General features: G+C 61.1%; 19 protein-coding genes and 1 pseudogene. 18 read left to right on the plus strand and 2 right to left on the minus strand.

Annotation, left to right across the window (positions count from 1 at the left end; translation table 11 throughout):
- Positions 1-5 precede the first annotated feature (5 nt).
- Positions 6-662 carry a hypothetical protein gene (locus AC1MEK_RS08605; RefSeq protein ID WP_480395834.1) on the plus strand — a complete coding sequence of 219 codons (657 nt, stop codon included), beginning with the start codon at positions 6-8 and terminating at the stop codon, positions 660-662.
- 36 nt (positions 663-698) lie between these two features.
- On the opposite strand, the gene AC1MEK_RS08610 is transcribed toward AC1MEK_RS08605, so the two are convergent.
- Both AC1MEK_RS08610 and AC1MEK_RS08615 read right to left on the minus strand, forming a co-directional pair.
- The gene (locus AC1MEK_RS08610) at positions 699-1,772 is read right to left on the minus strand and encodes a phage portal protein (protein ID WP_480395835.1); all 1,074 of its coding nucleotides are present in this window, start codon (positions 1,770-1,772) and stop codon (positions 699-701) included.
- Positions 1,772-3,532: a terminase ATPase subunit family protein gene (locus AC1MEK_RS08615; RefSeq protein ID WP_480395836.1), complete on the minus strand. Its 1,761-nt coding sequence runs from the start codon at positions 3,530-3,532 to the stop codon at positions 1,772-1,774. Before AC1MEK_RS08615 ends, AC1MEK_RS08610 begins: the two co-directional genes overlap by 1 nt.
- 156 nt (positions 3,533-3,688) lie before the next feature.
- Here AC1MEK_RS08615 and AC1MEK_RS08620 point away from each other — a divergent pair, with 156 nt between their 5' ends.
- From AC1MEK_RS08620 to AC1MEK_RS08700, 17 genes and pseudogenes are all read left to right on the plus strand, one after another.
- Positions 3,689-4,555, plus strand: coding sequence for a GPO family capsid scaffolding protein (locus tag AC1MEK_RS08620; protein ID WP_480395837.1), 867 nt, complete (start codon positions 3,689-3,691; stop codon positions 4,553-4,555).
- Positions 4,556-4,592: 37 nt separating this feature from the next.
- Positions 4,593-5,597 (plus strand): phage major capsid protein, P2 family, encoded by a 1,005-nt coding sequence (locus tag AC1MEK_RS08625; RefSeq protein ID WP_480395838.1) that lies wholly within the window; start codon positions 4,593-4,595, stop codon positions 5,595-5,597.
- A 2-nt stretch (positions 5,598-5,599) separates the two neighbouring features.
- On the plus strand, positions 5,600-6,304 hold the full coding sequence (locus tag AC1MEK_RS08630) for a phage terminase small subunit (RefSeq protein ID WP_480395839.1): 705 nt from the start codon (positions 5,600-5,602) through the stop codon (positions 6,302-6,304).
- Positions 6,305-6,404: 100 nt separating this feature from the next.
- Entirely contained in the window at positions 6,405-6,872 is a 468-nt protein-coding gene (locus AC1MEK_RS08635) for a head completion/stabilization protein (RefSeq protein WP_480395840.1), read from the plus strand.
- On the plus strand, positions 6,872-7,084 hold the full coding sequence (locus tag AC1MEK_RS08640; RefSeq protein ID WP_480395841.1) for a tail protein X: 213 nt from the start codon (positions 6,872-6,874) through the stop codon (positions 7,082-7,084). The genes AC1MEK_RS08635 and AC1MEK_RS08640 overlap by 1 nt, the downstream gene beginning before the upstream one ends.
- 62 nt (positions 7,085-7,146) lie before the next feature.
- Positions 7,147-7,461 (plus strand): phage holin, lambda family, encoded by a 315-nt coding sequence (locus AC1MEK_RS08645; RefSeq protein ID WP_480395842.1) that lies wholly within the window; start codon positions 7,147-7,149, stop codon positions 7,459-7,461.
- On the plus strand, positions 7,458-8,300 hold the full coding sequence (locus tag AC1MEK_RS08650; protein ID WP_480395843.1) for an N-acetylmuramidase domain-containing protein: 843 nt from the start codon (positions 7,458-7,460) through the stop codon (positions 8,298-8,300). The genes AC1MEK_RS08645 and AC1MEK_RS08650 overlap by 4 nt, the downstream gene beginning before the upstream one ends.
- Entirely contained in the window at positions 8,297-8,503 is a 207-nt protein-coding gene (locus AC1MEK_RS08655) for a hypothetical protein (RefSeq protein ID WP_480395844.1), read from the plus strand. The genes AC1MEK_RS08650 and AC1MEK_RS08655 overlap by 4 nt, the downstream gene beginning before the upstream one ends.
- Positions 8,500-8,943: an Rz-like lysis system protein LysB gene (gene lysB, locus AC1MEK_RS08660; protein WP_480395845.1), complete on the plus strand. Its 444-nt coding sequence runs from the start codon at positions 8,500-8,502 to the stop codon at positions 8,941-8,943. Before AC1MEK_RS08655 ends, lysB begins: the two co-directional genes overlap by 4 nt.
- A pseudogene (gene lysC, locus AC1MEK_RS08665) lies at positions 8,864-9,052 on the plus strand (Rz1-like lysis system protein LysC); the annotation flags it as partial. The gene lysB and the pseudogene lysC, both read left to right, overlap by 80 nt.
- On the plus strand, positions 9,049-9,531 hold the full coding sequence (locus AC1MEK_RS08670; RefSeq protein WP_480395846.1) for a phage tail protein: 483 nt from the start codon (positions 9,049-9,051) through the stop codon (positions 9,529-9,531). The pseudogene lysC and the gene AC1MEK_RS08670, both read left to right, overlap by 4 nt.
- Entirely contained in the window at positions 9,528-9,980 is a 453-nt protein-coding gene (locus AC1MEK_RS08675) for a phage virion morphogenesis protein (protein ID WP_480395847.1), read from the plus strand. Before AC1MEK_RS08670 ends, AC1MEK_RS08675 begins: the two co-directional genes overlap by 4 nt.
- Positions 9,981-10,018: 38 nt before the next feature.
- Positions 10,019-10,600: a phage baseplate assembly protein V gene (locus AC1MEK_RS08680; protein ID WP_480395848.1), complete on the plus strand. Its 582-nt coding sequence runs from the start codon at positions 10,019-10,021 to the stop codon at positions 10,598-10,600.
- Positions 10,597-10,950 (plus strand): GPW/gp25 family protein, encoded by a 354-nt coding sequence (locus AC1MEK_RS08685; protein ID WP_480395849.1) that lies wholly within the window; start codon positions 10,597-10,599, stop codon positions 10,948-10,950. The genes AC1MEK_RS08680 and AC1MEK_RS08685 overlap by 4 nt, the downstream gene beginning before the upstream one ends.
- Positions 10,947-11,861, plus strand: coding sequence for a baseplate J/gp47 family protein (locus tag AC1MEK_RS08690; RefSeq protein ID WP_480395850.1), 915 nt, complete (start codon positions 10,947-10,949; stop codon positions 11,859-11,861). Before AC1MEK_RS08685 ends, AC1MEK_RS08690 begins: the two co-directional genes overlap by 4 nt.
- Positions 11,858-12,469, plus strand: coding sequence for a phage tail protein I (locus AC1MEK_RS08695; protein WP_480395851.1), 612 nt, complete (start codon positions 11,858-11,860; stop codon positions 12,467-12,469). The genes AC1MEK_RS08690 and AC1MEK_RS08695 overlap by 4 nt, the downstream gene beginning before the upstream one ends.
- Positions 12,466-14,046, plus strand: coding sequence for a phage tail protein (locus AC1MEK_RS08700; RefSeq protein WP_480395852.1), 1,581 nt, complete (start codon positions 12,466-12,468; stop codon positions 14,044-14,046). The genes AC1MEK_RS08695 and AC1MEK_RS08700 overlap by 4 nt, the downstream gene beginning before the upstream one ends.

The raw sequence follows: 14,046 nt of genomic DNA on the forward strand, positions 1-14,046 counted from the left end.
TCATAGTGAAGCATTCGGAAATCCGCGAGGCTTTCGCACATCTGATGCGAACGGCGGACAATGAGCGGCTCTACGCGCAGTTATCAGGCGCAGAAAGCATCTCGGACATCAGTGCCGATGCACAGTGCATCTTGGCACCAGGCTATCGGCTGCTCCGAATTGACCACCGGGTTCGCCCTTCAAGCGATGAGTTCGAAATTGCGCTGCTGAATGACGTCGAGCAATCGGTTGTCTACTACAACCGTGTGGTGATCTCTGCGATCGTCGATCTGAACTGCCGTCCTGCGACGCAGAACCTAGTCTGGCGCACTCCGAATGCTCAGCACGCCACGGTGCTACGCGATGTAGCGCAGAAGGTGTTCTTCAATTACATCCTTGAGCGTTACGACGTAATTTTGTCTGACAATCAGCAGACGGGCGAAGGCAAATTCTTCTGGCAACGTCAGATGTCTAATGCACTGGCGCTCAACCTGCACGTTTACTACTACGAGATGCTTTCTGCCTCGCTGAAAGTTATCGCTAACCAAGATGAGCTCAACAACCTTGAGGATCAGCTGTGGTCAGAAGATAGTGAACAGGAATACCACTTGGCGCTGATCTCCAAGGTAGCATTGCCAGCAGAGATGCTACTGACCGTCAGGCTTGAAGAAGCTGATAGCTGATAAGAGAAACCGCCCCGATGGGCGGTTTTTTTTCGCCTACGGATTGAGAAGAGTCGGAGCGCCAGGTGCTTCCTCAAATGGCCGGAACCGCACCACTTCCTCCCCCAGCCATTCATTTACCTGCTGCAGACGCGCCTGCAGCGGTTCCAGCTCGTTCATCGCCCAGATCTGCGCCGCCTCTTTGATCGAGCCGAAGCCACCAGCGTTCTGAGGCACGATGCCCATCAGTTGCGGCGGGATCCTGAGCGCTGCGAGCATGTCGTCGCGACTGATGTTCTTGATCGAACCGAACTCGTCCTTGGCAGCCACCTCGCTGACCGGAATCAGCTGAATGCCGTCCTTCTTGCCACCAGGTGCGTACATGAACAGGTTCCGAAAGTTGCCGGGGCCTTTTGCCGACTTGAGCGCCGTGCGCAGCGCAGCCACGTCGGTTTCGTTCTGCGCGGTGTCGGTCATGTACATGATGAAACCGGCATGGCTGCCGTTGTTGTAGTACTTGCGACGGAAAAGGGTTGCGGACTCGTTGAGCAGCGCGCTCTGCAGTGCTGGCAGCCACTCTGGGAGGCCGTAGATCTCCTGATTGATGTCGGCCTCGCGTTGCTGGTAGACGGTCCCCTTCTTAAACTCGTACTCGTCCCGCCAGGTGCGCACCTGGTAATAGGTATCGAGGTCGACACCGCGCCGCATGTACTTGCCCAGCGCGGGCTGCAGGCCGAGCGCACTGCGTAGCATGTTTTCGCGCTTTTCGAGGTAGCCATTCCCGCACCAGAGAAAGTCCAGGGAAAACTGCTCGAAGGTCTGCCGCGAGAGCAGACGGTGGGGAATGAAGGTCCGGGCGAGCATGTTGCGCTTGAAGTTCAGGCCTGACTGCAGGAACACGCTGGCCCGCGATGACTTCGCCAGACCGTCGAGCGACATGGGCGGCTCGTACCAGCGGCCGTTCAGCCAGCACTCCAGGTAGTCGAGAATTCCTCGTTCATCCAAGACCGGGGTCGGATCGCCGAAGGTGAAAGCCTCCATCTTGCCGCCATTCGCCGGCAGCACCTGCCCCTCGATCGCAGGAGGTTGCGAGCCGCTCGTTTGCAGGGCCTTGCTGTGACGTTTGCTCATCAGTAAATCTCCATGAATCCGGTGTTCGTTGAGGTCTGGCCCTCAAGCGGTTCGTTCTGCAGTGCATGGAACAGCGCCCAGGCGAGATCCGCGTGCCCGGTCTCGTCGTTGCGGCCTGCGGTGTAGGTAAACTGCCGGCCACTGGCGGTGATGGTCTTGCGGATCGCCATCAGTGCCTGGGCCATGTCCGTCCAGCCCGCGTCGAACTCCAGACGCCCCTTGTGGATGACGTCATAGGCTTTCAACACCAGCTTCGTCTTGATTTCGGGTGAATAGCTGAACGTGATCAGGTTCGGGAAGAACTGGCGCACCAGCTGCGCAACGCCCGAACCCATGCCGGTAATATCGATACCGATGTAGGTAACCCAGTACCGCATGGTGACCTGGCGGATCGCCTCGGCCTGCGCAGCGAAGTCCATGCCCCGGAACTGGTGGCGCTCCAGAATCCGGAACTTCCCGCCTGGCACCAGCGGCGGTGCAACGACGATCAAGCCCGAGCTGTCGCCGGTCTCCGCTGGGTCGTAACCCACCCAGACCTGCCGATCGGCGAACGGGCGGGCGGCGAACGGCTTGTAGTCCTCGGCCCATTCGACCCAACTGTCGACCATGCACGGCTGCAGCACGTTGAGCGGGAAGATGCTCGCGCCGTCGTCGACGAACTGGCACATGAGCAAGTTGGCGAAGGCGTCCGCGTTGTACTCAAGCCGCAGCTCTTCCAGGTCGAACAGATCGCACCCGCGCTGCTCGGCGTCTAGGATGGTGACGATCTGCCGCCATATCCGGTCTTCACAGAGCCGACCCTGCTGCAGGGCGTCGTGCGTGACATCGATCTTCAGCCTTTGCGCGGCTGGCTTGCCCTTGTTGAAGCGCTCGCCGGTCCAGAACGTGTACGCCTCATGCGCCATGCTCGACGGCGTCGAGAAGTAGGTGCGGCGATACTGCTTCTGCATCGCCATGCCGCTGGCGACCTTGTTCAGCTCGTTGAACTTGAACGTCCAGAAGAATTCGTCGAAGTAGAAATTACCGTGGTAACCCTGAGCGGTTCGGGCGTTGGTACCGAGGAAATGCAGCTCCGCGCCGTTGGCCAAAATGATCGGATCGCCAGTCAGCTCGACGCCGCAGACTTCGCGGGCAAAGCCCTGAATGTAGGCTTTGAAGATGTGCGCCTGGTTCTTTGAAGCGGACAGGAAAATCTGGTTGCGTCCGGTCACCAACGCGTCGATCAGCGCCTCGCGGGCAAAGTAGTATGTCGCGCCGATCTGGCGACTCTTCAGGATCGCCCTGGTGCGCTGGTTGCTCGCCCGGTACCAGTCGAGCTGGTAGCCAAAGCAGCCATCCTTGAACGCCTCGGTGAGCAGCTCGACATGCTCTTCGCTGAACTCGTTGCGCGCGGCCTTCTTCTTCGGCCCTTCGTTGCGCTTGGCCAGGTTTGGGTTCAGCTCGGTTTCGGTACCGCCGGACTTGAAGCGCTCGATACGCGCCTGCCGCTCCAACTGGCGGTGCAGCAGGTCGATTTCCTTAAAGTCGCCGCCCGTCTTGCCGTCCTTCAGGATCAGCTGCACCAGGCGGGCTTCCAGCGCACCACCGATTCGCTCGACGTTGTCGGCCCGGTCCCATTCGTCCCGGGTTTTCCAGGCGTGAACCGTCTTTTCCTTCTCGCCCAGCATTTCGGCGATCGCGCAGATCCGCAGGCCGGTCCAGTAGAGGAACTTGGCCTGACGGCGGTTATCGCGGATGGGCACAGCTTCGGTTGTCGTCATGGCGGCGATGCTGAGGCCACGCGCGCGTGAAGGCGTAGCGACGCGGCGTGTATCGCCAGAACCTACAATTGGCGTCGATTGCTCGGCGCCGTACAGATGTCGACGATGCACCTCAACGCAACTGCACCCAGCAGCACCGCTTTGAGGACTCGCTCGATGAAGAAGAAATTCCGTTCCAAATGGTTTCGCGTTGCCGTCGAAGGCGCGACCACTGACGGCCGTCAGATCGAACGCCAGTGGCTGGTCGACGCCGCCGAAACCTACAACCCGAACACCTATGGTGCGCGTGTCTGGCTGGAGCACTTCCGCAGCGTGCTGCCCGACAACCCATTCAAGGCGTACGGCGACGTCCTCGCGCTGAAGACTGAAGAAGTCGAAGTGAACGGCGTGAAGAAGCTGGGGCTTTTTGCCCAGATCGAGCCGACCGACGACCTGGTCGCCATGAACAAGGCGCGCCAGAAGCTCTACACCAGCATCGAGATCTCGCCGAAGTTTGCTGACACCGGCCGCGCTTACCTGGACGGGTTGGCTGTGACTGACTCCCCGGCGAGCCTGGGCACCGAGATGCTCACTTTCAGCGCTCAGAACCCCGATTCGTCCCCGCTCAAAGCCCGCAAGAGCAAACCCGACAACCTGTTCTCCGAACTGGTCGAAGCGCAGCTGGAGTTCGACGAGATCGAAGACGCGCCCAGCAAATTCGAGGAACTGTTTGCCAGGGTTGCCGAGCTGCTGGGGTCGAGCAAGGAAAAGGACAAACCAGCGGGCGGTGGTGGCTCTGCTGCCGAAGGCGAGCAGTTCAGCAAGCTGAACGATGCCGTTCAAGCACTCGCCACCCATGCCTCCGAACAGGCCGAGGCATTCACCGCTGCGGAGAAAGATCACAAAGCGCTGCAGGGCAAGTTCGAAAAGCTCAGCACCGACTTCGCCGACCTGGTCAAGCGCCTGGGCGAAACCCAAGACCACAGCCAAACCTCACGGCCACCGGTGAGCGGCGGCGCAGGCGCTGTTCTGACTGCCTACTGATCCGACTGCCCCCTGCAAGCTTTAACTGGAGAACACCATGCGTAACGAAACACGGATTGCCTTCAACGGCTTCATGAAACAGGTGGCTTTGCTCAACGCCGTGGCATCGGCTTCTGAGAAATTCACCGTCACCCCCACGATTCAGCAAACGCTGGAAACCGCTATTCAAGAGTCGAGTGACTTCCTGAAACAAATCAACGTGATTGGCGTAGACGAACAGGACGGTGAAGCGATCCTGCTGGGCGTCGGCTCGACTATCGCAGGTCGCACCGACACTTCTACCAAGGCTCGCAGCCCGAACGGCGTCGGGTCGCTGAAAAGCGACAGCTACAGCTGCAAAAAAACCGACTTCGACACCTTCGTGAAGTACCAACTGCTCGATGCCTGGGCGAAATTCAAGGATTTTCAAGCTCGGTTGTCCGCTGCGATCGTGGGGCAGCAGGCCCTCGACCGCATCATGATCGGTTTCAACGGCAAGTCGGTTGCTGCTGACACTGACCGTATCGCGAATCCATTGCTGCAGGATGTGAACGTTGGCTGGCTGGAAAAGTATCGCACCAAGGCGCCTGAACGTGTCCTGAGCAGCGGTAAGGTCGCTGGCAAAGTTACCATCGGCCCGAACGGCGACTACAAAACTCTCGACGGCCTGGTGTACGACGCCATCCAACTGCTGGACCCGTGGCATCGCAAGCGCCCGGATCTGGTGGTGCTGGTTGACCGCAGCCTGCTGCACTCCAAGTTCCTGGCCAACATCGAAGGCGCAGCGGATAACGAAAACGAGCTCGCTGCAGCCCGCATCATTGCCAATGGCACACTCGGTGGACTGCCAGTGGTCGACGCTCCTTTCTTCATCGACGGTGGCATCTTCATCACCACCTTGAAGAACCTGTCGATCTACTTCCAGATCGGTGGACGCCGCCGCATGACCCGCGAGGAACCAGAACGCGATCGCATCGCCGACTACCAATCCTCGAACGAAGCGTATGTCGTCGAAGACTTCGGTCTGGGCGCCTTGGTCGAAAACATCGAAGAGGCTGCATAACCATGGCCCTCTCTCTCGCCCAACGTCATCGGCTACAGGCACTCGCGTCAAAGGAAGCCGCCGCCGCTACGCCTGCTGTGTCGATGGCGGGCGGGACGGCGTACGAAATGCAGCTGGCCCAACTGCTGCAGGACCGGCTGCGCCTCAAGCAGATCCAGTCCAACGAAGGCAAGGCCGCATTGAAGCTGCAGCTGTTGCCGGCGTATGCGCCGTACGTCGAAGGTGTTCTGGGCGCTGGCAACGGCGCCCAAGACGAGGTGCTCACCACCATCATGATCTGGCGGATCGACGCCGGTGATTTCGCCGGGGCGCTCGACATCGCAGCGTATGTGTTGCAGCACAACCTGCTGATGCCTGACCGCTTCGAGCGCACCACCGGTTGCTTGATCGCGGAAGAAATTGCCGAGGCGGCACTCAAGGCCCAAAAGGCCGCTGGCAGTTTCGACCTCGCAACCCTTCAACGCACCATGCAACTGACCGCAGACCAGGACATGCCCGACGAGGCCAAAGCCAAGCTGTATCTGGCCACCGGCCGGGCAACGGTCGCAGGCCTTACCCCAGATAACCCCGGGGTAATCGGGCAGGTGGAAACCGGTATCGAACTGCTGAAACGCGCCATCGAGCTGCACAACAGCTGTGGTGGCAAGAAGGATCTGGAAGGCGCCGAGCGCCTCCTGAAAAAAATTGCTCCCGCGACTGGGAGCTGACAGGGCGTACCCCGCAACCCCGGCGGCCCGGGGCTGATCAGCAGGTTTCTCTCCTTTCCTAGCTGTGACGCCCCGGCCACCGCCGACTTAGGGCCGAAACATGAGCGGATTCATTGCCAACGGCGCAGTAGCCACTGCTCCGTTCCCGATCACCAACGACGGATTTTGGCCGGACATCGACGGTACCGCTGTTCGCGACAGCCTGCGCATTGACGGCAGCGTGAGTGACCCGCGCCTGGAGACCGCCGTGGTCAATGCACTTATCCAAGTCAACACCGAGCTGGCCGCGATCAAGTCGGGCCACCTCGCGAATGGTTTTGAGACGCTGGACGCTGTACCAGCGGACGAGATCCAAGGCACCAGCGTGCTGATTCACCTCTACCGCCGTTCGATCTACTGCACGGCCGGTGCCGAAATCGCCGAGCGATATCGCAGCTACGACAGCTCCGCCGAGGGCAACAAGAACGCGGACGAATTGACCCCATCGGTGGACGAGTACCGCCGAGACGCCCGGTTCGCGATCCGCGACCTACTGGGCACCGGCCATTCCACGGTGGAGCTGATCTGATGCCGACCACCGTTTACGCCCAGCAGGGTGACACCGTCGAGGCAATCTGCTGGCGGGCATACGGCCGGACAGCAAGCGTCACCGAGGCGGTGCTGGACGCAAACCCCGGCCTCGCCGATCTGGGCACGGTACTTCCTCACGGAACGCAGGTTTTACTGCCGGACGTGGCACCACAAGCGCAAGAGCAGCAAATGGTGAGCCTATGGGACTGACTCACGCGAAACCCGGCTCGGACGCCCCTACCCCTTCAACTTCGGACAGCGGAACCACGCGCATGCCTGACAAACCGGATACATGGGCCTGGTTCGCCGCCTGGCTCGAACAGAACTGGCCCGCCATTTACGCGGGCGGCCTAGCCTGCGTCATCGCGGCCCTGCGGATCATGTACGGAGGCGGCTCCTGGCGTCGGGTGCTGCTGGAGGCCCCGCTTTGCGGCCTGCTGGCACTGTCCGCGAGTCACGGGCTATCGCTGCTGGGGATTCCGGCCACCACCGGCCCATTCTTCGGCGGCGTCATCGGCCTGCTCGGCGTAGAGGGCACCCGCGCACTCGCCAAGACATTCTTCAAACGCAAGGTGGAACAGGTATGAACGTTTTGCGCTACGGCGATCGCGGTCAGGACGTCCGCACGCTTCAACAACGCCTCAACGCCCAGGGTACCGTCCTTGTTGTGGACGGTATCTTCGGCGAGAAAACGGAGACGGCGGTGCGCGATTACCAGCGCAAGGTTGGGTTGGTAACCGATGGTATTGCGGGTCCGAAAACCCTCATGGTGCTGTCCGGTGCCACGGGCTGCGGCAACATGCTGCAGCAAGCCTCGTTGGTCAAAGCAGCCGCGCGTCTGGGCGTCGAACTCGCCACCGTGATGGCCGTCAACGAGGTTGAGAGCCAAGGTCTGGGCTTTTTGAGCAATGGCAAGCCGAAGATTCTCTTCGAGCGCCACATCATGTACCGGCAGCTCTGCGCGCCGCGAACACCTGGTGATGATCCTGGCGCACTGAAAGCCCACGCAGACCAGCTGGCGGCCACACAACCGAACCTGGTCAATACCAAGCCCGGCGGCTATTCCGGTGGTAGCGCCGAGCACCAGCGCCTGGCCAATGCTCGGCTGATTGATGACACCTGCGCGCCTGAGGCTGCGAGCTGGGGCGCCTTCCAGATCATGGGCTATCACGCTGTGCGCTTGGGATACAGCAGCGTACAGAGCTTTGTGGATTTGATGAGCAAGGACGAGAACGAGCAATTCGAGGCGTTCGTGCGCTTTGTCGAAGCTGACCCGATCCTGCTTAAAGCGTTGAAGGGCAAGAAGTGGGCAGCGTTCGCGAAGGAGTACAACGGCCCGGACTACGCACGCAACCTGTACGACTCCAAACTTGAAGCCGCCTACCAGCGCCACGCCACCAGTTGCCGAGTACCGGAGGTCGCATGACTCTCACCGATCAGGTTCGCAAACTGCACCCCTCTGACGGGGACATCTTCATGTTGCCGGAAGGTACACCGCACGAGGTGGCCAAGGCGTTGATGGAAGCCATTGCTATGGCCAAGCCGGGAATCAAAGCCATGGTGATTTGCAGCGACGTACGTAAGCTCAGCACCGCTGAAATGAACGCCGCCGGCTGGTACCGGGCATGAGCACGCTTCGCCAGGTGCTGTATGGGATCGCCCTGCTCGGTGCTTTGGCGTTGCTGGTCTGGGCCCAGGCGCAACGCATTGAGGTCGCGGACAAGAACACCGAACTGGCCCAGAGCGCGACAACTGCGGCGCAGGGACGCGCCGATCGCAGCGATGCCAAGTCCAGCGCACTCGCGCAGGCATTGCAGGATGAACGGAAGGCGCAGACCAAGCTGCGCGGCACTCAAGATCAACTGCGGAATGCGCTGGCGAGCCGCCAGAGCATGATCGAGGACCTGAAACATGAAAACAGTGAGCTCAAGAAATGGGCTGGCCAGCCTCTGCCTGATGCTGCTCGCAGGCTGCGCGAACGTCCCGCCATCACCGGAGCAGCAGGTTATCGCGACTGGCTGTCCGGCCGTGGTGCCGTGCGTCCTGTCAGCGACAAAACCGGCCAATAACGGCGACCTGGTCAACGATCAGGACATCACAGAAGGCGACTGGGCACAGTGCGCCTCGCAGGTCGATGCGGTGTATGAGTATCAGCAAAAGCAGGCTGCCCACCCATGAACAAGCCAGAATCACTGCGCGCTCACCTGCTGGCCCAAGTACCCGGGCTCGCAAAAAACCCTGACCGGATGATGGTCTTCATCGACAACGGCACGATGCGAAGCACTGCGGCGCCGGGCCTGTCGTTCGAATACAGCTACACGCTGAACCTGATTTTCACCGACTATGCCGGGCACCCGGATTCCATCGCGATTCCGCTGTTCGCTTGGATAATGGTCAACCAGCGGGAGCTGATGGAGAACCTCGAACGGGGCAAGGACGCGATCGCCTTTGAGGCCGACGTCCTAGACAACAGCAAGGTCGATCTCTCCATAAAGCTGCCGCTGACGGAGCGGGTCATCGTCAAACGCCAGGATGACGGAAAGCTGGTGGTCACTCACCCGCCTGAGCCAGTGGTTGATGACGAGTTTTTCACCATCGACGCTTTGCAGATCATCACTCCGGATGGTCAGCCGCTGGGTGAATCGGAGCAGCCATGAGCGACGATTTGCAGGCCCTTGAACAGTGGGCTGCCGTGCTCCTGGCCAAACTGGACGAGCGCGAACGTCGATCTCTGCTCAGCACGATCGCCCGCGACCTGCGTCGCAGTCAGCAGAAGCGCATCACCGCCCAGCGCAACCCTGATGGATCAGCTTATGCCCCGCGAAAGCCCAAAGATTTGCGCGGCAAAAAGGGGCGCATCAAGAACAGGATGTTTACCAAGCTCCGAACCGCTCGGTATCTGCGCATCCAGACCAGCGCGAACGGTCTGTCGCTCGGATTCCTTGGACGCGTTGGCCGGATCGCCCGGGTGCATCAGTACGGCCTGAAAGACCGGCCTGAGCGTGGGCAACCGGACGTGCAATACGACGCTCGCCAGTTGCTGGGGTTCAGTGGCGACGAGCTGGAAAACATACGCAACCTGCTGATCGACCACCTCACGGGCTGACCGCCCTCTGTACACACCTTCGCTACAGCCTCCCGCCGATGCAGCTCGCACGCGCGACCTGCAACATCGGCGGCATGGACTCTCTCATCGATCTGACTCGTCGCCTTGAAAACCTGATCCGCGCTGGCACCATCGCCGAGCTGGATCCGGCGAAGCCACGTTGCCGCGTCAGTACCGGCGGACTGACTACCGATTGGCTGCCATTTTTCGCCCTGCGTGCCGGCGAGGACAGTGACTGGGATCCGCCCAGCGAGGGCGAACAGTGCCTGGTGCTGTCGCCGTCCGGCAATCCGGCCCACGGATTCGTGATCTTCGGTCTGTACAGCGACCGGTTTCCAGCGCCGGATAACCAGCCAACCCGCCGTCGCCGCCGATACCGCGACGGTGCTGTGATCGACTACGACACCGAAACCCACACCCTGAGCGCGACGCTGCCAGACGGCGGCAAGGTCATTCTGGTGACGCCAGGCGGTACGCACATCACTGGCGACCTTGTCGTCGATGGCCTCGTGACCTCGACAAAGGATGTTATCGCCGGGCCTCAAGAGATCAGCTTGATTAACCACCGCACCTCCGGCGTCCTGCGCGGCGGGCAGATTTCGGACGGGCCAGTCCCATGATTGGCATGAACCGCAACACCGGGGGTGAGATTTCGGGCTACAGCCACCTGGTGCAGTCCATCGAAGACATCTGCACCACGCCTATTGGAACCCGGGTCATGCGCCGCGAATACGGCTGCCAGATCGCTGATCTGATCGACTGGCCGCTCAACAACGCAACCCGCTTGCAGGCCTACGCCGCGATCACCATCGCATTGATGCGCTGGGAAACACGAATCCGCTTGAGCCGCGTCCAGCTGTCGCTGGGTGACGTCGCCGGACAGGCGATTCTCGATATCGAAGGCAGCGTGGTGGACACCAATGAGCCGCTCAGCCTTCGGGTACCACTCAGCCTCGGGGCCACAGCATGACCACTTTCACGCCTATCGACCTCTCGCAGTTGCCGGATCCGGACGTCGTTGAGCAAATCGACTACGAGCAGATCCTCGCCGAGCGAAAGGCCTACGCTGTCAGCCTCTGGCCCGCCGACAAGCAGGCCGAGGTCGCAGCGACGCTCGCGATCGAGTCGGAACCGCTCACCAAACTGCTGCAGGAGAACGCTTACCGGGAAATGCTGCTGCGCCAGCGGGTGAATGAAGCCTCGCTGGCCAACATGCTGAAATCGGCTAAAGGCAAAGACCTGGAGCAGCTGGCCGCCAACGTAAACGTAGAGCGCCTGGTGGTGACCCCCGCCGACAACACTGCCGTGCCTCCCGTCCAGGCAGTGATGGAATCTGATGACAGCCTGCGCGAGCGCGCCCAGATGGCATGGGAGGGGCTCTCTACAGCGGGGCCACGCAACAGCTATATCCTGCATGCGCGCAGCTCGGACGGGCGCATCGCCGATGCTTCGGCGGAAAGCCCATCACCGGCCGTTGCAGTGGTCACCGTGCAGTCGCTCTTAGGTGACGGGGCTGTAGATCAGGCAGTGCTGGATATCGTTGCCAAGTACCTGAGCGACGATGACAGGCGCCCGGTCGCGGATCGCCTGACGGTTCAATCGGCGGAGATCCTGAACTACAGCGTCAACGCCACGCTGTATCTCGCCACCAGCGGCCCCGAAGCCGAGCCGATCCGGGCGGCTTCCGAAGCCAAGCTCGCCGCGTACGTCAATCAGCGGCGCCGCCTCGGGGTTGAGATTTCTGAATCGGCAATCCATGCCGCCCTGCATGTTGAAGGCGTGCGCAAAGTCGTCCTGGACGGATGGGTCGATCTGTCCCCCACAGTCGCACAGGCAGCGTTCTGCACTGGCTACACCGTGGCCATCGGAGCGCAACCGTGACAGCACAGCTCCCACCGAACTCCAAGCAGTTGGAGCGGCTTGCCGCTGACGCGCTGGCGCAGATCGAGCGCGTGCCGGTGCCGATCCGGGACCTGATGAACCCGGACAAGTGCCCGGTCAACCTGCTTCCCTACCTGGCATGGTCCTTCTCCGTCGACCGCTGGGACAGCAATTGGCCGGAGAGCGTGAAACGCCAGGTCATCAAGTCCTCCTACTTCATCCATTCACGCAAGGGAACGATCGGCGCTTTGCGCCGCGTGGTGGAGCCGCTTGGCTATCTGATTGAAGTCGTCGAGTGGTGGCAGACCGTACCAGAAGGCGTGCCGGGCACTTTCGCTTTGAAAGTCGGCGTTCTGGACACCGGAATCACGGACGAGATGTACCAGGAGCTGACGTGGCTCATTGATGACGCCAAGCCGCTGACCCGCCAACTGACCGGCTTGGCCATCAGCCTGGAGACAACCGGGGCGGTGACCGTGGCCGCATCCCTCTACGACGGCGACGAAATCGACGTTTATCCGCCTGCGCCGCGTGACATCGAGGTCACGGGCGGTATCGACATGGCCGGCCGAGAAATCTCAATCGACACTCTGGATGTGTACGTATGATCAATCAAAACTCGCAGTTCTTTGCGATCCTGACCAATGTCGGTCTGGCCAAGCAAGCGAACGCCGATGCCCTCGGCGTACCGTGGAAGATCGCCCAGATGGGCGTTGGTGACGCCAATGATACCGACCCGGTCCCGAACGCCACGCAGACCAAACTCATTAACGAGTGGCGACGTGCTCCGCTGAACTCGCTGAAGGTCGACCCGACAAACGCAGCGATCATCATCGCAGAGCAGGTTATTCCTGCAGACGTCGGCGGCAAATGGATTCGCGAAATCGGCCTCTACGACACCGACGGCGACTTGGTTGCGGTCGCCAACTGCGCACCATCGTTCAAGCCCTTGCTTGCTCAGGGCTCTGGCCGCACACAAGTGGTACGCCTCAACATGCAGGTCAACAATTCGGGCAACGTCGAGTTGAAGATTGACCCGTCCGTGGTGCTGGCGACCCGCGCTTATGTCGATCAGCGCATTGTCGAAGAGATGAACAAGCTGGACTTCAAGTTCTCGGTGGTAGCGGCCACCACCGTCCCGATTGTGCTAAACGGCCTGCAGACGCTCGATGGCGTGCCTGGAGCGGAGGGTGCTCGCGTGCTGGTCTGGAACCAGGCTCTCGCCAAAGAAAACGGCATCTACCTGATGTCGACCAATGCTTGGTCACGATCTGCAGACGCCGATACGAGCCTGGAGGTGACGCCGGGCCTGTTCGTGCATGTGGAAAAGGGTGACAAGTACGGCGACAGCGTCTTCCAGCTCGTCACCGATGCTCCAATTGTCTTGGGCACAACAGACCTGACCTTTGAATCGCCAATTGGACGCAGCGGCGTCACTGCCGGGACGTACCGCAGCGTCACCGTTGACAAGTTCGGGCGCGTGATTGGCGGTACAAACCCGACGACGCTGGCCGCCTACGGCATCACCGATGTCTTCACCAAGACAGAAATTGCTGCAGCGCTGGCGAACTACGCCCTGCTTTCAAATTTGCCATTTCGGGGCGCAATCTCGTGGACAGTGCCCGGAGTGTATCAATGGGTCGTACCTGCAGGTGTGACCAAAGGCTACGTCGTTGTTAAGGGCGGTGGTGGTAGCGGCCGTAACAGCCAGTTGTTCGGCTCCGGGGGTGGCGGTGGAGGCGTTGCCGAAGGAATGGTGGACCTCGTGCCGGGCAGCACCATTACCGTCACCGTCGGTGCTGGCGGTTTGGGGGTGTCCTATTCCGTCAGCGGTAGCCCTGGGTTGGCAGGCTCCAGCTCATCGTTTGGCACACTCATGTCTGCAACCGGTGGCGGCGGTGGGGATTCCAGCGGCGGCGGTGGCAAGAGCGGCACTGGTACGGGCGGCGAGCTGAACTACGGTCTTGGTGACGGTCAGAGCGGCGGCCGACCGTCCGCAACGACGTGGGGTTTCCCCGGTAGCGGCGGTGGGGCGGGCGGTGCCGGCGCGGTAGTCGACGGTAGCAGCGTAGGCCAGTCGCCTCTCAGGCCGGGCCAAGCGCCGGGGGCTGGGGGCGGTGGTCGGATGGATAACGGCGGCCTCTCCGGGGCCGGAATTGCTGGTTCTGTAACTCTCAGGTATTGA

The sequence above is a fragment of the Pseudomonas sp. 2 genome, from assembly GCF_056627435.1.